20 protein-coding genes are annotated in these 17,585 nt (G+C 51.0%); 12 read left to right on the forward strand and 8 right to left on the reverse strand.

Annotated features, from left to right (window positions below):
* Positions 1-45: 45 nt before the first annotated feature.
* Both ABNW52_RS16335 and ABNW52_RS16340 read right to left on the reverse strand, forming a co-directional pair.
* Positions 46-297, reverse strand: coding sequence for a hypothetical protein (locus tag ABNW52_RS16335; protein WP_349590102.1), 252 nt, complete (start codon positions 295-297; stop codon positions 46-48).
* Between the two features lie 112 nt (positions 298-409).
* A complete protein-coding gene (locus tag ABNW52_RS16340; RefSeq protein ID WP_349590104.1) occupies positions 410-583 on the reverse strand; it encodes a hypothetical protein in 174 nt (57 codons plus the stop codon).
* A gap of 596 nt (positions 584-1,179) precedes the next feature.
* Between ABNW52_RS16340 and ABNW52_RS16345 the strand changes: the two genes are divergently transcribed.
* Genes ABNW52_RS16345 through ABNW52_RS16360 form a run of 4 tightly spaced genes read left to right on the forward strand, consistent with a single transcriptional unit; the run spans position 1,180 to position 6,583 of the window.
* Positions 1,180-2,040 (forward strand): DNA adenine methylase, encoded by an 861-nt coding sequence (locus tag ABNW52_RS16345; protein WP_349590106.1) that lies wholly within the window; start codon positions 1,180-1,182, stop codon positions 2,038-2,040.
* Positions 2,041-2,053: 13 nt separating this feature from the next.
* Positions 2,054-4,066 carry an ATP-binding protein gene (locus ABNW52_RS16350; protein WP_349590109.1) on the forward strand — a complete coding sequence of 671 codons (2,013 nt, stop codon included), beginning with the start codon at positions 2,054-2,056 and terminating at the stop codon, positions 4,064-4,066.
* 17 nt (positions 4,067-4,083) lie between these two features.
* Positions 4,084-5,427: a hypothetical protein gene (locus ABNW52_RS16355; protein ID WP_349590112.1), complete on the forward strand. Its 1,344-nt coding sequence runs from the start codon at positions 4,084-4,086 to the stop codon at positions 5,425-5,427.
* A gap of 10 nt (positions 5,428-5,437) precedes the next feature.
* Complete coding sequence (locus tag ABNW52_RS16360) at positions 5,438-6,583, forward strand: HNH endonuclease (protein ID WP_349590115.1); 1,146 nt, start codon at positions 5,438-5,440, stop codon at positions 6,581-6,583.
* Positions 6,584-6,598: 15 nt separating this feature from the next.
* On the opposite strand, the gene ABNW52_RS16365 is transcribed toward ABNW52_RS16360, so the two are convergent.
* On the reverse strand, positions 6,599-6,844 hold the full coding sequence (locus ABNW52_RS16365; RefSeq protein ID WP_349590118.1) for a hypothetical protein: 246 nt from the start codon (positions 6,842-6,844) through the stop codon (positions 6,599-6,601).
* Between the two features lie 38 nt (positions 6,845-6,882).
* Here ABNW52_RS16365 and ABNW52_RS16370 point away from each other — a divergent pair, with 38 nt between their 5' ends.
* On the forward strand, positions 6,883-7,107 hold the full coding sequence (locus ABNW52_RS16370; RefSeq protein WP_349590121.1) for a hypothetical protein: 225 nt from the start codon (positions 6,883-6,885) through the stop codon (positions 7,105-7,107).
* A 157-nt stretch (positions 7,108-7,264) separates the two neighbouring features.
* Here the strand turns inward: ABNW52_RS16370 and ABNW52_RS16375 are convergent, their stop codons facing one another.
* Complete coding sequence (locus ABNW52_RS16375) at positions 7,265-8,473, reverse strand: phospholipase D family protein (RefSeq protein WP_349590124.1); 1,209 nt, start codon at positions 8,471-8,473, stop codon at positions 7,265-7,267.
* 326 nt (positions 8,474-8,799) lie between these two features.
* Positions 8,800-9,243: a hypothetical protein gene (locus ABNW52_RS16380; RefSeq protein ID WP_349590126.1), complete on the reverse strand. Its 444-nt coding sequence runs from the start codon at positions 9,241-9,243 to the stop codon at positions 8,800-8,802.
* Between the two features lie 673 nt (positions 9,244-9,916).
* Between ABNW52_RS16380 and ABNW52_RS16385 the strand changes: the two genes are divergently transcribed.
* Positions 9,917-10,465, forward strand: a complete 549-nt coding sequence (locus ABNW52_RS16385) for a Rha family transcriptional regulator (protein WP_349590128.1) — start codon at positions 9,917-9,919, stop codon at positions 10,463-10,465.
* 489 nt (positions 10,466-10,954) lie between these two features.
* On the opposite strand, the gene ABNW52_RS16390 is transcribed toward ABNW52_RS16385, so the two are convergent.
* From ABNW52_RS16390 to ABNW52_RS16400, 3 genes are all read right to left on the reverse strand, one after another.
* The gene (locus ABNW52_RS16390) at positions 10,955-11,530 is read right to left on the reverse strand and encodes a hypothetical protein (protein WP_349590131.1); all 576 of its coding nucleotides are present in this window, start codon (positions 11,528-11,530) and stop codon (positions 10,955-10,957) included.
* A complete protein-coding gene (locus tag ABNW52_RS16395; protein ID WP_349590133.1) occupies positions 11,531-13,018 on the reverse strand; it encodes an AAA family ATPase in 1,488 nt (495 codons plus the stop codon).
* A 481-nt stretch (positions 13,019-13,499) separates the two neighbouring features.
* Positions 13,500-14,177 carry an XRE family transcriptional regulator gene (locus tag ABNW52_RS16400; RefSeq protein ID WP_349590135.1) on the reverse strand — a complete coding sequence of 226 codons (678 nt, stop codon included), beginning with the start codon at positions 14,175-14,177 and terminating at the stop codon, positions 13,500-13,502.
* Between the two features lie 44 nt (positions 14,178-14,221).
* Between ABNW52_RS16400 and ABNW52_RS16405 the strand changes: the two genes are divergently transcribed.
* The 6 genes from ABNW52_RS16405 to ABNW52_RS16430 all read left to right on the forward strand — a co-directional run bounded on the left by ABNW52_RS16405 (position 14,222) and on the right by ABNW52_RS16430 (position 17,584).
* Complete coding sequence (locus tag ABNW52_RS16405) at positions 14,222-14,539, forward strand: YdaS family helix-turn-helix protein (protein WP_349590138.1); 318 nt, start codon at positions 14,222-14,224, stop codon at positions 14,537-14,539.
* 138 nt (positions 14,540-14,677) lie between these two features.
* Positions 14,678-15,136 carry a phage regulatory CII family protein gene (locus tag ABNW52_RS16410; protein ID WP_349590140.1) on the forward strand — a complete coding sequence of 153 codons (459 nt, stop codon included), beginning with the start codon at positions 14,678-14,680 and terminating at the stop codon, positions 15,134-15,136.
* Positions 15,096-15,743, forward strand: a complete 648-nt coding sequence (locus ABNW52_RS16415) for a gp53-like domain-containing protein (protein ID WP_349590142.1) — start codon at positions 15,096-15,098, stop codon at positions 15,741-15,743. Before ABNW52_RS16410 ends, ABNW52_RS16415 begins: the two co-directional genes overlap by 41 nt.
* 9 nt (positions 15,744-15,752) lie before the next feature.
* On the forward strand, positions 15,753-16,337 hold the full coding sequence (locus ABNW52_RS16420) for a hypothetical protein (protein ID WP_349590145.1): 585 nt from the start codon (positions 15,753-15,755) through the stop codon (positions 16,335-16,337).
* Positions 16,334-17,305 (forward strand): phage tail sheath subtilisin-like domain-containing protein, encoded by a 972-nt coding sequence (locus tag ABNW52_RS16425; RefSeq protein ID WP_349590148.1) that lies wholly within the window; start codon positions 16,334-16,336, stop codon positions 17,303-17,305. Before ABNW52_RS16420 ends, ABNW52_RS16425 begins: the two co-directional genes overlap by 4 nt.
* Before the next feature lie 72 nt (positions 17,306-17,377).
* Positions 17,378-17,584, forward strand: a complete 207-nt coding sequence (locus ABNW52_RS16430; protein WP_349590151.1) for a tail protein X — start codon at positions 17,378-17,380, stop codon at positions 17,582-17,584.
* Position 17,585: the final 1 nt, after the last annotated feature.

The following is a 17,585-nucleotide window of genomic DNA, read 5'->3' on the forward strand; positions in this document are numbered from 1 at the left end:
AGACTGCAAACAACGTGTATGGTAGCACCCACTGAAACTGCCCACCTAGGCATGCAAAGCCTTCAGCTGCAGCGCTCCGTAGAACCGCCGGAAAATCGCTGCACTTCCAGCCAACCTCATTTCCGGATGGAAGCTTTGCTGGAGTCGGGTGGGCTGAGTGGACACGTCAGCGAGCGCACGCTTCAGCGTTGGAAGAGTCGCATGCAACTTGCCCTCGCGACTGGCGCAAATGAAGTGCTGGCGCTGGTGCCTCGGATTGCCCAGCCGGATCAGGGTGTCGACGTGGAGCGTGCTCATTTCGCAATCCAGTCAGCCAGGATCAGCAGGGCGATGAGCCCGGTGCAGGCGCCCATGCCGCGTGCAAACGTTTTCCCCATGGCCAGCAGGTCCTGCTTAAGTTCAGTAAACATCACGCCACCTTTCCGGCCGGTTCTGGCCGCTGGAGCTTGCGTACCTCATGTACCGGCATGCCAAGCATTCCCCAGCCGATAAAGCGCAGGCTGTAACCACGCTCACGGAACTGCTTCGCCAGCGCCTCCGGCACATGGCCGATCAGGGTTTCTTTGAAAGACGGTTGCATCATTGCTCTCCCAGTTTTACTTGCTTCAAGGGCATGCCCAGACCGGCGTGTTGCCAGCATTTGGCGTCAAAATTTCCAGACATGAGGGGGCGGGACGGTGGGCCGACACGATTTGGCGATATTCAGCACGAGCAGGCTGCTCATTCGTCAGTACCTGCGCAGTGGGAGCCTTGATTCGCGCCGTGTGCTTATTCCACTCGGCGTAGCTAAGGCTGGGCATGTGACACAGCAGTAACAACAGGCAAACTCGGGACATGACGGCCTCCTTGTTGGTGTCCCCTTCGGCGCGGTGCGGTGAGGCGTGCACGGCATGGGCGAGGGCGGGTGGGGTTGGCTAGTCCACCACCGCGCTACGCAATGAGGCGCAGCGTTTGCCCTGGCTGAAAGGGTGTTAGGGGTTGAAGACAAATCGTGGTGCAAACACCATAAAACACGATATGTGTTAATAATGGCACAAACACATTTCGTGTCAACACAAAAAGTGTATTATTCAGATTGAGGGCATGAGCTTTGACAAAAAATGCGAAAAATTCAGATGTCCTATGCTCTGGAGCCAGAGGAATTCAGTTATAAAGATCAGCTAATGAGGTTGACGCTAAATGGATGGTATGGGGTGCATGGTGAGTGAGCATGGACAGAACGAGCGTAAGAATTTAGTGCCGTTCTTGGCGTGGGCAGGTGGGAAGAGGTGGTTTGTGCAGCGTCACGCCGATTTGCTGCCACAACAGTTTGGTCGCTACATCGAGCCATTCCTTGGCGCCGGCTCGGTGTTCTTTCATCTTGAGCCACAAGAGGCATTGCTTGGCGACCTGAATGCGGAGCTGATTGCGGCATACGCCGGGATCAAAAAAGACTGGTTGGCACTTGAACGTAGCTTGAAGTATCGGCAGCGGGCTCATCGGGAAGATCCTGATTATTACTACCGGATTCGTGAGCGACAGCCCAAAGATGTCTTGCAGCGTGCAGCAAGGCTGATCTATCTGAACCGCACATGTTTTAACGGGATTTACCGCGTTAACAGACAGGGTAAGTTCAACGTGCCACGTGGATCCAAGACCAGGGTGGTGCTCGATACCGATGATTTTGAATCTATGTCCAAAGTTCTGCAGCGAGCAGAGTTGCGTGAATCGGACTTCGAGGCACTGATCGATGAAGCAAGGTGTGGGGATTTTGTCTTTGCTGATCCACCCTATACCGTACGCCACAACTACAACGGTTTTATTAAGTACAACGAGATCCTTTTCTCTTGGGCTGACCAGCAGAGGCTGGCTGCAGCACTCCTTCGCGCTGCGCGTCGTGGCGTCAAATTGATCTGTACAAATGCCAACCATGAATCTGTTCGAGATCTGTACAGCAGTAATGATTTCGAGCTGATTCAGGTGGCCAGAAACTCAAGTATTTCTGCCAAAAGTTCCAGTAGGAAAAATTTCGAAGAATTGATAGTCAGGGCAAATATCTAGAAAAGGGTAGGTTATGAATCTTGATCAAATGGTTAATGCATCAGCAACCAAGGGAAATCCTATTGATGCATTGCGCACATTCCTGGCACACGAGGAAATACTCGAAAATGGCCGGCGAGTTAACGAGATGCGATTTGTCGGGTATGTGCTTGAGTTGGGGTACGATACGGCAAGAATCATAACCAGTGACCCTTACAAACTGGCTGTTGGTGGTATACCTCGCGGGTCATTCTTGATCATGACGCCTGTAAATGCAGGAAAGGCTCAGCCTCACTTTACCCTTCTGCGTGTTACCGGCGTTTCTCCTACCCCACTTTCAAATCAAGTTCAGCAAACATACTTTGAACTCCACAAAAAAGCGATGCCTGAGCTGGATGTTTGGACGCAGAGTGAACTGCAGTGGGGGGCCTTGGACTGTGATGTATTGGGGATGTTTTATGCAGATCCTTCAGATATGCAAAGTCTTGCATTCTCCGGCGATGTGAATAATGTTGTCAGTGCACATCGTTATAAAGTTTTCTCTCCAGATGAGGCTTTGCTGAAACTTATCGTGAATGGAAAGGTGAAGCCCGAGCTGCAAGTAGAAATTGGCATGCTGAGAACCATGGAGTGCAGTCTAACCAGTACAGGCAAAAGCTATGACGTACCTGTCAATATATCCATGAAGGATTTTAAAGGCTGCCGTACTGCCATGTTCGGTAAAACACGCCTAGGTAAATCCAATGTAGTAAAGCTTATCGCTCAAGGCATGCTTTCAGCTACGGAGATGGATAAAACAGTTGGTCAGTTGATTTTCGATATAAATGGCGAATATGCAAATGATAGTGCTCAAGATGGAAATAGTTCACTTCGCTCTGCAAATGTAAATCGCTGTGTTGTTTATGCGCTAACTCAAAGAGACGGTACGCCTTCATTTCCGCTGCGACTTAATTTCTATGAACAGCCTGCTTCTTGTCTGGAAATTTTGGGGACAATGTTGGCGCAAGATAACAAGATGGCAAACTATATTAGAAGTTTTGCTGGGGTAGTATTGCCAGAAATATCAGATCTGCCTGGACTGACTGAGTCAGAAAAGACTAGGGCTGTTAGAAAAGTGCAAATATATTGGGCAATACTGAAGAAGGCAGGGTTTGCTGCGGATGAAAACAGGTTGCGTAAAATGAATTTGATTGCAACCCGATATGTGCAGAATTTTGATTGCCATTTTAACCAGAAGTTGAGAGCGGCTGCTTATGGCCATGTCAAAAAGGATCAGCCAATTCCAGAGAATCCTACTAATCTTGATGAGCTGATTGCTGAGCTTGATGTGATAGCGCAGTTCAGACGGGATGTATCTGGAGATCAAACGCTGATTTCAAAAGATGGGCGTCCAACGTTTGATGCTGATGCAATCGCTTTGCTTGAGTTTCTTAACCCTGCTACAGGTTCTGGACCTGCTGTCCTGCGTGCATATAAGCACTATCACTCAGCGCATGCATCTGATTTCCAAGGTGAAATTCTTCAATACTTAGATGATGGCAAGACTGTTATTCTCGATTTGGGTAATGCAACAGATCAAGTTCGTAAATATTTCTCAACATTGCTTTCCAAGGCTATTTTTAACCATCAAGAGAAGAAATTTGTCAGCAATCAGCTTGGTCAGCATTTTGTTCAATTGTACTTCGAGGAGGCTCATAACCTTTTCCCTCCAGATGGTAAAGATTTAACTGGCGTATATGCCCGCTTTGCTAAGGAAGGTGCCAAATTCCATATCGGGATGGTGTATTCAACGCAATCTCCATCCACTATCAACCGAGAACTGTTGGCTCAGACAGAAAATTTCTTCGTTGGCCATCTTTCTAGTCAAGACGAGACCAAGGCGCTGTCGCGAGTTCAGATTGCCTATGCCGGTTCCGAGCAGGATATTTTGCGTGCAAAAACGCCAGGCTACATGAGGATGTTGACCATGTCGCACCGGTTCGTTGTTCCTGTACAAGCGCATCGTTTTGCTGCCAATGCTGCGGCAAGTGATGTAGCTGGCGAGTAAACACCGGGGAGACAATTATGTCTTTTGATAAAGGTTTACGCCTGCCGGGGCAGTCTGCCTCGAAGCTTGGGCATCTTTCTGTGATTCAGAGTGATTGGGTCAGGTCACTGATTGAAGATTTTGAGAGCCCTGAGTTATTAACCTCTGATCCTTCTGCGACGACTTGGGCGGCGTTCGATGCGAATGGGGTTATGCCTCTGCGGAATGTTTGGGCAACAGATGGTTCATTTGTTGTGGTTCAGACTGAGCAAAAGCCACCCAAAGAAGTTGCTTTTGTCAAAGCGGCATTGCTGATGCTGGATCAGACCAAGCTGGATGCCCTCGACAAAGAGCATCCGCACCCACTATTACTGCGCGAAGTACTGACAGGTAGTGGTATTCAGCATGCTACCGTTTTCCCATTACGCAACGTGCGCACTAGCATGGGTAGTAACCTGCTCGCTGTCCGTAACATCGTGCGTGAGTCACTTAAGGTTGACGAGAACGGTGCTTTTTATGACACCCTGAAGTGGCTGGCTTATCGCAAATGGGATCCAGCAAGTACAGCCAGATCGCCGGGCTTTGCTTGCCCATGTTGCGGTGAAGAGATCAAAGAAGGGCTGCCCCATGATGCAGACGAGGTTTCTTGCTTGCACTGTGATGGAGAGGTCTTTCTCTCTGATGTATGGGGTTTTCACCTGGAAATGGATGAGGATAGCGCGCCAGATTCTGTTGCTTCCGCATATATGCTGGTGATGGAGCATCTAATGCTATTCACCGCAATTCGACTGATGTGGCATCACACTGATAAACAACTAGTAAGTGATACGCTTTTCATCAAGGATGGGCCGCTGATGCTGCGTAGCCAGTATTCCAAGATGGTGCCCAATATTCGGGCGTTCTTCGAATACGTCAAGCAGAAAGATCGACCAGTGCATGTAATCGGCCTGGAAAAAAGTGGCAAATTTCGAGAGCACCTCACTTCGATTGCGCGATTTGCTTCCCCTCAGGAGCGAGGTGAGCCCATGAGCTATGTCGCACTGTCACATGCCTATGTTCGGCGGGAAGTTAGCCGTTCACCAGAGCTTGCGAACCCCTATGGCTTGAGAACAAATTGGGGGGAGAAGCTTTACGTAAAAGTGGATCCCGGTCTGCACATGGTGCTGAATGTGCCCGTAGGCGAGTATCAAGATGATGTCAACAAACCGGAGAGCGCTGATCTAATCGGGCTGCAACGTATTCTGGCTACGATTCCTGGAATTATTAGCCATAGTTATGAAGGTGCTCTATATCCTGTTGCATTGGCTGATGGGATCGCCTCTATGTCCAGCTACCCATCAGCTGCAATTTTGCAAAAATTTGTCAGTGAACAGTCGAAATAGATGCTAAATCATGAAATATTACGCGCGCAATGAAGCTGGCTGGTTGAAAATAAAAGAGCATTATGGTGAGGTTGTTGATTCGCTTGCAAATCTTGGCTTTGGACGATCAGCATTTAGGGATTTGAGTGAAAGTTTAAATACGCTGTTCTTAAATGCTGGAGGTGGTGACCCTCTCAGTAAAACAACTCACGAAATTGTTTTGAAAAGAAAATTGCAAAACAAGTGGGATGTTGTTTTAAAAACGCTGACGCATGGGAAAACTGTTTATAAAAAAACCATTTCTGGTTTTTTTGATTTGCCAAGTATATTTCATGATGATGAGGTGGTGGCTTGGCTCAAGTTCGGTCCCGGCGATGATGTTCCATCAGATTCAAGTAGGTCTTTAATCAGGAAGAACACAATCAGTTTTTCTTCTCATTGCGAAAATATTGGCGTGCCACTTGCAAATATTTTTGATCGATGGTGCTCGATCTCTGATAGCAAACGTGTTGCTCTCTTCAATGTCTGGGCGAATAAGCTTGAAGATGGCAGGTATGTTTTTATGAGGCGTGAAAAATTTGGCGTAGATACTAGGGTCGGTGCCAAAGAAATGTTCCGCATAATAAATACAGTTTTAGAAAAAGGCTATGATGCCTATGGTATTTTGGCTGAGCCGATTGACAAAGATGGCAAACGAAAGCGTGGTTACTTCGAAGAAAAGACGCTACTGGTACTACGTTTTGCCGAAGAACCGATCGGGTACGTTGCTTATGTTGTTGGTGAAGTCAGCGTAGGAGATGTGCTGGCAGGTAAGAAGCAAAATATTTATCCATTCCCCAGTTCTTTAGACGATCTGGATATCCCTCCTGGGGTTGTGTCCCCAGTTCAAGTAAAGGGAGGCAGTTTTGGCTATCGGCGCAATGATGCTGTTCGTCAATATGTGCTTGAACGCGCCAAGGGGAAATGTGAACACTGCAATGAACCCGGGTTTTTACTCCCAAATGGGAAGAACTACCTCGAAGCACACCACGTTATTGCGCTCTCGGCTGCTGGGCCGGATACCGTTCACAATGTTATTGCGTTGTGCGCCGAACATCATAGAGAGGCTCATTACGGTGCTGATGCAGCAGTGCTTCAAGTTAAGTTCTTGGAAAAGTTGGCTGCAATCAACACCTGATCTGTTTTGTGGCACTCAGATTTTTTGCCAAAGCCAGGCATTGCCGCGATCGTGCAGGGGCTGGGTGGTGAGGTCGTCAACCATGTCTCCTCCCATGTGGACTATCTGGTCATCGGCGCGGATGGGAATCCTTGCTGGGCATACGCTTGCTATGGCCGTAAGGTCGAGAAAGCCGTGCAGCTGCGCAAGAAGGGGGGCCGAATCCTGCTGGTACATGAAAACGATTTTCATGACGCCGTGGCGGATGCCTGACAAGGTCATTGCTTCTACAGGAGGAAACCTTGCTAAAACGTGACGACATGAAAGAACTGGTCATCAAGGCGATCAGGGCTGCCGGCGGCAAGAGCTGGCCTAAAGATGTGGCCAAGTTTATATGGGATGGCTACGAGAAAGAGCTCAAGGCATCAGGCGATTTTCTTTACACCTGGCAATATGATGTCCGCTGGGCAGCACAAGCATTGCGCAACGAGGGTGTACTGAAGCCGGTGAACGGGCGGCGTGACTTACCTTGGGAGCTGATCTGACAAGACCACATTGAAAGGCCGGCGGATGCCGGCCTTTTCGTGTCTGCAACCAGTAGGTACAAATTCAGGCGCAGTGGAGCAGCCTGTAGGCCTACGCTGGCCATGTGCGCTATTGGCTACCTCAGGTAGCCGCCAGGTGTAAGTGGGAGGCCAGTGTCTACGTACTCGGGTCGTAGTAAATGCTGTCCATAAGTGCGGCACGGTTGTCCCAGATGCGTCCAGCCAATTCATCTCTTGGTCTTGGATGCTGCCACCAAGAAGAGATCTGCATTGGGATAATGACACGCTGCCAGTAGTTATCGAGGTTCAATGTTGTCGGAGCCGTTCCGAACGCTTCGCTGATGCCTACTCGGTTTGCGTTGTTTAGGCAGACGAAAACATCGGGTCGTTTCATTGCGAGTAGGCGGCTTGCCGTTGCGATACCCCCCTTGTGTGCTTTGCCCTCAAAGGCAAGGTTAAAGTGCTGCACGAAGGCATCGAACTGTGTCACGGAGACATCACCGTCCAAGGGGATAATTTCTAGTGCATCGGACAGAAGCTGTGGTGATTCATTGACAAGGTTTTTGAAGTCGCCTTGGCCGAACATTGCTCCAAACCAAGGCCACTCTAAATCATCGAGTTGAGGTTCCTTGCTGCCGTAGGTGCCGGCAACCGCCTTGCGTTCGTACTGCGACATGGCCGCAAACGAGCCATGTTCCTTAAACAGAGCCGCCGCCCTTTCTAGAACTTTCAGACGCCCTTCAAGGTGGTGGTGGCCATCGTTCTTCACGCTCTCGATGAAGCTCTCCCATGAGATATCCATAGGTGATTTCTGTGCCCCTGAGCGTGGCTTCTTCACTCGGTGGAACCTGTCCAGCGCATTTCGCTTGGCCTTGTTGATCTGGTACTGAGCTTCATAAGCGAACAGGAATTCATCTTCGTCGATAGCTTCCGCTGAGTTCCAGCTCGATTTGACGAACGAGATCAAGTCAACGAAGACCGTTTCGTTGGCTGAACCTTCGATCAGTACGCTCACCTCGATGTTCTTGCCGTCGAAGGCCCCGCCTGTAAGGTTGTGGCTTCCCACTACCGCCGCGAGTCCCTTCGGCATCTCGAAAAGGTAGACCTTCGGGTGGAAGAGGCGACCGTCGGGGGGTAAACAGCGAGCGCCCACGTGGGGCATAAATCTCCTTAGCACCGCCGGATCCGTCTGGTACATGTGGGTGCCGATGACAGCACGCCCAAGTTTCGGGTGCGATGCCAGCATGGCATCCAATGCCTTGTTGGGGCCTGCCCAGGCCACGGCGACATCAAACCGGGTGCATTCGCGTAATAGTTGAATAACGGTATGGGTGGCTTGACCATCCGTCAGCATGCTCACTTTCATAGGCTTCGTTTCTTGTCTTTTGTGCCGGAAAAATAGTTCATCTGAAGCTTAGCGCTTTTGAATGTCATTACTTTGAATGATCGCCAAATTTCGCCCCAGTCTGCGTGGTAGAAAGCTGGTTGATTGCATTTGGTCAAAAGTTGCAGGTCGCGTCACTCATGATGACGTCCAATTTTTGATGGTTAGCGAGTGCCGCCGCTTCGGCCAGCTTTGGTCTGCCCTGTGGCCAACGACCACCAGTGCCTGCTCCAGGTTGATGGGCTCCGCCCCAAGAACAGCCCGGAGGGGTTGGCCTCCGGGCGGTTTGCCGCTGAACGCTGAAGCGATCAGAAGGAAAGGTTACAGGAGAAATTTTTACCGTAGACCGGAATAACTTTGGCTGCGTTGCTCTTGGGGAACTTGATGGTCTGGTTGCCTACTTTGACGATTGCGTCGCCTTTGCGCAGGTTCTCCAGCAGCGACAGAAAGTTGTTGTCACCCACGCGGCTATCGGCGCTGAACGGTGCGTCATAAGTGACACCATTCACTGTGATAGTGAATTTCTTGGCAGACCGATTTGTGCTGATTTGTGAAAGCGACACGCTGGATTGGCCGTCCGCGCTGCCATCCTGAGTCGGGCAGCTGATGTAGAGGCGGATGTCGTTCTGATCGATGAAATACTCAAGGTTGCCTTGGCCAAAGCCTTCAGTCCAACGCCCCTGTGCTGCGAATGCGCTTGAAACTGTGCCAGCGACCAAGAGGGCTGCAGCGAGTTTTGAGAGATGCTTCATTGTTCCGGGCCTTTGTAGATGTTGAGCACTTGATTGGTGGGTGGTCTGTTGCAGACGGGCAATGGCCTGAGGCGGCGGGGCGGCCTTTGGCGAGATGATTGCCCGTCGGGTAAATTGTGCATTGCGATAATGACTTTATCATTGTGCCATGACCATTGGTACTTTGCTCTGAGGGAGATCAGATTCGGCATGGCATCGCCCAGGGCGGTGAGGTGGGGAAGAACAGTTGCACTCGCATGCTGGGGCTGCGGGCAGTTCGGTGCACTGGCGACGGGTGCGGCCAACGTGTGGCGGCCGGTTCAGTGACCTGGCTCGCGGCTTGGGGGTGATGGCATCACCGCGTAGGCTAACGGGCACCATGCGAGGGAGCGCCTTGCGGGTGCGCAGCTATGGCCCAATATAAATTGGGCAATTGACGAGGGTAGGGGTGCGGCCTATCATCTTGATGTCGCGTTCAATAGCGCGGCCGAGATTGGCGTCTCGGACTTCAACGGCGAACGGCCGCCTTGCGGCTATTTTTGTTCGCAACGCTTGCGCGCGTCTATGGCGGGCCGGGCGGGGGCCTCTTCGGAGGCACCGGTTTCGTTGAGCCGGCACGCCAACCCCGCTTCGGTCTGCCACCCCCGATTGGCGTCGTGGGTGGCGGTAAACACCGCTATCAACGGAGGCCATCATGGCTGCTCAATCCCTTGCGCTCAGCGCGCCTGTCGTTTCCATTTCCAATGGTCAAAGCACTACCACCAGCAAAGCGGTGGCTGACTACTTCCACAAGCAGCACAAGGATGTCCTGCGCAAGATCGAGACGTTATTGCCTGACTTGCCGAACGATTGGTATCAGCGCAATTTTGCGCCCATACAAATTGAAGTTGATCTAGGCATGGGCCGCAAGCGTGTTGATCCTGGGTTTGAAATCACCCGCGACGGCTTCACGCTGCTGGCGATGGGCTTTACCGGCAAGCAGGCACTGCAATGGAAGCTTCGATACATCGAGGCGTTCAATGCGATGGAGGCACACTTGAGCGGACAGTGGGCACTGCCTGCCGACCATGTGGCCATCAGCAAAGCCGATCTGGAAAGCCTGCGGGAGCATCTCCAAGCTTGGCGCGAGGTATCGCTACGCCTGTACCTACCATTAAGTGACCTTGGCTCGAAAGACGCCGCGAAGCTCTTCTCCTATGCCCATGAGATCAAGCTGCGCTACGGGTTGATGTACCACTGGTAGACAAAGAAAACCCCTGTGGCCAACGTTGGCCGCAGGGGTAGGGTAGATATGGATAGCTGGAGAAGTCGAAAGCTGTTTTCATATTTTTATTGAAAATTAACGGAAAACCTGTTAATATTTTCGATTAACAGGTTTGCTTAGGCAAATGGGTGAGTATGGCTGGGGAGTGGCGTCCCTTGCTGCCAATACTGTTCTGATGGCGCTTCCTCTAATAATTCTTCGCTATATTAGCCTCAACTGTGCTGGATTATTTTCTGATGAGAAAGGAATGCCTATGAATAATACTCTGTCTGGACCTAAAACAATGATCGTATCAAATTTATTTGAGACACTTTGGGCCATCGGAGTCAGTGTGGTAGCATCAGGTCTATTTGCCTAAGCAAATTGTTAAAACAAAATAGCCCGCGAAAGCGGGCTATTTTGTTTTTCTCGATGATTTTTTTTGCTAGACTCAAGTGGTATTACTAAAAATTAATAACTGACGGGGCCTTAACTTGAAGCGTAATCATTCAGCTCTATAATGTGAACTTGCGTGAATAGCATTTCGGGTAGGCCTAGAGTTATTGCATTTTTTATAGAGTCAAAGTATCTTGCCGCATCAGCAGTGTCCATGTGTTTGTCATCGTGGTGCTGTGGTGCAATAACAAGTACTGCATGTGGTTTTTTTTCAAACGAATCAGGTATGTCGGTAAATATTTTCTTTATTTCTGCCAAAATAAAAAGCGAGTCCTTAAATTTTGTGCAGAATTCTGAAGTTATTGTTCCTATTATTCTGTCGCAGTGGCTGTGACTAATTTTTTTGCCGGAGCGATCTGGAAAGGTTGCCTCTTTGATTACAAGAAATTCCTTAATCGTGTTGTTGAGCTGTCTGCGAAGATCTGTAAATTCAACAAAAGCAAACTTATCTCCCTTGGGTTCAATGTAGTCGGCCGCTTTAAGTCTATCGAGGCCGCACTTCATTTTGATGCTATTTTTGTCGTCAAGACGATAGCCATATTTCTCTAGATCTAGCTTTATGCGAACAAAGCCATGATTCATTTTTTCGCGATGGTCAGCTAATTTCATTTACCACCCGCTACTGTTTTGCATGTTAATAAATGATTGGCCAAGGTCTGCTTTTATGCTTGCAATTTGTCGGGCGGGATATTTTCCACCGTCTATCGATGTGCCTTCGCAAGATAGTTGATTAATTCCAAAGTGATCAGCTGCATTTTCGGGATCCATCTTCTCCACGATGCCTTCTATGCACTTCAGCATGTCAATGCTGTGGGTGGCGATGACAATATTAATGCCCTTTTCGCTCAGGGCATACAGAGAATCAATCATAATTTTTTGCCAAGCTGGGTGAAGATTCACCTCTGGCTCATCAATAAAAATATAACTTCCACGAGAAATAATATTTCGTTCGATAAGTAATCCGATTACCCCTAGGTTTGTTATGCCGGCAGCTGTTGAATGTAGATTTATTTCTTTCCCGCTGTTGCGGTCTTTGAATACAATGGCGTTTGAGGGTGAGATTGTCATTTCACCTTCAATGTTATTGTTTATGATTTTTTTGATTTCATCAAAATCTGACGATGTGGTGTTTGATTTTATTCTGTCGCTTAGTAAGTCCATTAAGTCATAAAAATACTTTGGCACACCAGATAGTCGATCTTGCCTTTTAAAGTGAAGGAAAAAATTAAATTTTGATGCTTCTTTGACTCGCTCAAGAGGTTGCTTTAGTCGCCAGTATGTTGGCGAGTCAAGATAAACGATATTGGAAAACTCTTGCAGTAGGTCTATGCCATTGTGTCTGAGTGAAAAAATTACTGAATCACCTGGAATTTCAATTGTTCCGATTTCGCCAAAATCAAAAATTGGATTCTCTTCGGGAGAGGATGAAAAATTTTTAAGGTCAGGTAGTTGTCCAACTTGGAAGTTTTCTTTAAGTGATTCTTTAAATTCATCTCTAATCTGAGAAACAATATGGCTTGTTGGTTTTTCAAATAAGGATTGCAAGTTCCGTAGTGAGATTCTTATTTGATCAATATCGTGTTCTACTTTTTCGAATTTCTTCTTTTCTGCTATGGTTTTTGCAAAATCTTCTATTGCTTCTCTAATGTTGTTGGTTATCGAGGAGAAATAGGATGAGTTCTCTAGCTGTAAACTAAAGGTTTGTTCGGCGTACACTTGATGAATTAAGCGCAGCAGCTCCTTCTCCATGAATATAATTCGATCGGAGATTTCTTTTTCGAATTTGCTGAGACGTATGGAAGAAAAAACCGCCGTGCTAAAAGCGATGATGTGGTCAATGTTTTTTAATGCTTCTGCAGCTGCAAAGTCTTTGTTGATTGTGCTAAAAAAACTATACAGTGCTTTTGTTATGAAGCTTTTCCCGGAGGAGTTTTTCCCGGCGATGACGGTAAATGGTCTAATTCTAAGGTCGGCATCTTTAATCTTGCCGAAGTTTTTGACTTTAATATCTATTTTCATGGCTTGTTTGGATGCTTTTCTGTTTACTGCACCAAGAGGACCGGCTGCAGCGCAGTAGCGATGCGCGTGCAGCTGCATGTTGTGGTTGCGTGGTGGCGGCTCAGTGATGTGCTGACTGCCGTGCGTTGTAAACGATTTGGCGCGGTTTTTGGCACACGCGCGCGTTTTATATACCACACATTGGAGATATTTTTAATGACTATTTTTCTCTTTTGAAAAATCATATGTCATTGCAAGGTATTGATTTTTGAGTATATTTGTGTGTTTTTCGACGAATTTAAGTAATTTTGTGGTGGATTGTTGCTGGTGGTGTGTTGAGGGGGTATGCATATTTTTTGTGTCATAGCTACCCAGATTGACGCAACGATCATGCCTTCGTACTTTTCTTGGTCTCCATTCACGTGTGTTGAGCGCCGTCGAACGGTTGCCAAGTAGGGCGTGCTGTCCATGACTAGTCTGCACGTAAGGGTGTCAATGATCTGATGCATCTTTGAAATGCAAATGACAAACGGGCTACCCATTCTGGGTGGCCCGTTTGGTTTTGAACTGACTTGGTTACTCAGCCTCCACGCCAAATAACCCGTCCAAATATCCTTACCACCTCAATCCGCTCAGGACTGACTTCCATGTCCTTGTGACGCGGATTATCCGATTGCAGCAGCAGCCCGCCGCCCGGCACTTTGAATAAGCGTTTGATGTACCACTCGTCGTCGTAGCAGACGGCGTAGACCTCGCCATCTTTGGGCGTGGTGTCGCTGATGTCGATCATCACGGTGTCGCGGTCTTGCAGGTAGGGCTCCATGCTGTCGCCGCGGACGTAGAGCGCCTTGAGGTTGTCCGGGTTGTAGCCCTTGGCTTGCATGTAGCGGCTGCGGAAGGCGAGGGGGTCTTCTTCGTGGATGACCCAGGCGATGGTGCCGCAGCCGGCGGAGAGGTTCAGATCGTAGCGGGGGATGAAGACGTAGCCTTCTTCTGCCAGTTCTTCCTGTTTTTCCCATTCCACAACGCGGCCGAGGCTGCTGGGGCTGTCGCCGTCGGTGCCGAACATGAGCTCTTGCAGGGTGAGGCCGAGGGCTTTGGCGATGTGTTCGAGATCGGCGAGCTTTGGCTCGCGCGTTTCCTGTTCGTAGTTGCCGATGCGGCTTGGGCTGTCCCAGCCGCAGCGGCGGGCCAGCTCGGTTTGGTTGAGGTGTTGTGCTTCACGCAGGGCTTTGATGCGTTTGCCGAGTTTGAGCATGGTTTTCCTGTTTACCGTGTTGTTTTATGACAGGTTAACACTTTATGTGTTATCAAATTTGCACGTATCGTGTGACAAAGACCACGAATCGTGTTTATTATGGGCGCATGAATGCAAACCAGATCCTTCGACTGATTGAAGATGCGGGCGGCCGCAGTGTGGTGATGGCGGCTTGCGGTGTGAAGTCGAGCGCTGTTGGCAACTGGGTTAGCCGGCAGCGGATTCCTGTGGAGTATTGCCCGACGCTGGAGCGGCTGACGCATGGGCGCTGGAAGTGCGAGCGGATGCACCCAGGGGTGGAGTGGGGTGTTTTACGTGGCTCGGCTCCTTTGTCTTTGTCGTTGGATTTTGGTGATGAGTAGGTTTTTGTTCAGGCCAATACCCCTGATGGCTTGGGTTTGCCCGGTGTTGGGCCGGGCGTTTTTTATTTGTTTGGTCTGGCTGTGAGACTAGGTGCGGGGTTGCCGCGTCGTCCACGGTCGTTTTGGCGGGAGTCGATCATGTCTGTTTTGGATGTTGCTCATTCTGTGGTGCATGACTATCCGGGCGGCGCAGAGGCATTGGCAGTCCGGCTGGGCATGGCGGCTTCGACATTACGCAGTCAGGTGAATCCGAATATCCCGACGCATGTGTTGGGGTTGTTGTCAGCTGTGCGGATCAGCCAGTTGTCGGGTGATTTCCGGATGCTGTTTTCGTTTGCCAGCGAGTGCGGTTTTGTGTGCATGCCTTGCGATGGTTCGATTTCGGAGGTGTCGCCGCTGATGGGGTTGTCTTCGCTGATGGAAGCGCATGGTGATGTGGGTGCCCAGGTGGCGTCTGCGCTGGCGGATGGCCAGGTGAGTGCGTCGGAGATGGATGCGATCGAGGATGCGATTGCGGCCAACGTTACGCGTTTGCATGCGCTGGCGGGGGCGCTGCGTGCTGCGCGCCGCCGGGGTGTTTGCCATGAACCGGCCTGATCCGGTGTTGCAGGTGTTGCAGCGCAAGGCTTACCGGGTGCGTTGTGCGCATCCGGATGATCGGCATGCGGCCGGTGCTGCTTTGTTAAAGACGTTGATCCGGTTGCTGGATAGCAAGGTTGGCGGTGGTGTTCAGCGGCCGGTTTCGAATGGCGGCAAAGCCAGTGCTGGCAAGGTTTTGACGAATGCGGCCAACGTTGCGGTTGAGGGTGGTGCCGGGGTGATGGTTGACGGTGGTGGTGCGGATGAGGGGCACACTTCCGCTTCTCCGGTTATCCGTAAAAAGCGTGAGTGTGTTGGCGGTAAGGCTGGTGCTGTGTCGCGGCCTGCGGCGCGTGGCTCTCGCGTGCCGGTGGATTTTGTAGCTGATGAGCAGGCGGTGGCGCTGGCTAAGGGCTATGGGCTGGATGTGGTATTCCCTCTCGCCTTCCCAACAGAATGCTTGTCCATTGCGGGTGGCCTTCATTACGCAGTTGCGCGCACCAATAACGGTGCAGTCGCTCAATTCAGAAACCTTTCAAATACATCGGTCGTTCTGGATCACCAAGCCATCTACACCGCAACAGGCTTCAACGTAGACATCTACTTCATCGCGCTGGGCCATTAGGAGTACATCGTGTTCAAAGCCACCTTCGATCCACTTGGATTTCCAACTGGTTATTACCGGACAGACTTCAACGGAAACAACATTCCGGCAGAGGCGATTGATTTATCAGAACAGCAATGGGAAGAACTGAAAAACAATCCGGGGCGTCGCCGGTTTGATCATTCGACACTCGCCGTGGTCGTTTTCGATCCGCCGGCACCTGACTTGAACGACATAAAGAACACGCTATGTAAGCGGATTGATGTCATGGCAGATTCCGCCCGCCTTGCCATCGCTGGTGACCCACTACGCGTGGTCGAGTACGAACGCGCAGCCATCGAGGCGCAGGTGTTCAAGGACGCCGGTTACATCGGTGCCGTACCACCAGCAGTACAGTCATGGGCAGAAGCAAAGGGCTGGACTGGCGAGCAAGCGGCAAACAGTATCCTCACCGAGGCGGCGAGCTGGAATGCAGCACTCTACGGAATCCGCGAAATGCGGCTAAAGGGCAAAGAGGCTGTCCGCAACGCGCCGGCTGCTGCAGAAGCCCAAGCGGCGGCAGAAGGTGCTATGGAGCAAATTCATGCGGTGGCCAATGTGGGGAATGCACAATGAAGCACCTGCACCTGCTATTCACCACCACTAACCTGCCGCTGTCGCTGCTGATCCGCGCCCGTGCTGGCGGCCCGTTCTCTCACGTTGCCCTGGTCGACGGCGACCAGTTGATTGAGGCGACCGCCGGCCATGGTGTGCGCACCGCGCCGCTGACCACTGCGATCACCCGCGCCAGCCGCGCTGCGCTGATGCGGATTCCTAGCCACAACGCCGACCAGGTGCTGGCCGCCGCTCGCAGCCAGATCGGCAAGCGCTACGACTGGAGCGGTATCGCTGGCATCGTTGCTGTCGGTGTCGAGGCCAATGCCGATCTCGCGCTTCAGACTAGCGCCATCATCGGCGGCGTGACTGCCGGCGGGGTACGTACCGGCTTGCAAGCGCTGCTGGATGGTAAATCGGCTGTCAATTTGCAGCCGCGGCTGCTGGTGGCTCCGGGTCATTCTTCCACGCAGGCCGTTGCCAGTGCCATGGACAGCCTGGCCGGTAAGCTGCGCGCGATCAGCATCATCGACGGTCCGAACACGACCGATGACGAAGCGATCGCATACGCGGCCAACTTTGGCAGCAAGCGGCTGTACCTGGTCGATGCCGGTGGCAACAAGGTGTGGGATACCACCAGCAGCAGCGAGATCCTGCTGCCGTCGTCGGGCGCGGTTGCCGGCCTGTTTGCGGCCAAGGATGCCGAGGTCGGTTTCTGGGCATCGCCGTCCAATACCGAGTTTGCCGAGGTGCTGGGCACCGGCCGCCCGGTGGAGTACCTGTACGGTGATCCGACTTGTCGCGCCAACCTGCTGAACCAGGCGTACGTATCCACCATCATCCGAGATGGCGGCTTCCGCCTGTGGGGTAACCGCACGCTGTCGGCAGATCCGAAGTGGTCGTTTGTCACCCGCGTGCGCACCACCGACATGGTGATGGACGCCATCCTGCGTGGCCACCAGTGGGCGGTGGATATCTGGCATCGATAAATGAAGAGCAGGAACACCTGTTTGTGGACGGTGCGCCCCGCAAGCAGGGCTTTACTTTGGAGCTGTCGCGCTATGGCGAAGATTATCAGAACCTCTGACGGCGACTGTCTGGACAGCATCTGCTACGCGCACTATGGCCACCTCAACGGCAGCGTTGAGGCGGTGCTGGCCGCCAACGTGGATCTGGCCGGGTTGGCACAGCCGTATCCGCAGGGCGTTTACATTGCCATGCCGGACATTGCCAGTGCCCCAACCGAAACCGTCACGTTGTGGGAGTAAA

The organism is Vogesella oryzagri, assembly GCF_040148885.1.
GTDB classification, from domain to species: domain Bacteria; phylum Pseudomonadota; class Gammaproteobacteria; order Burkholderiales; family Chromobacteriaceae; genus Vogesella; species Vogesella oryzagri.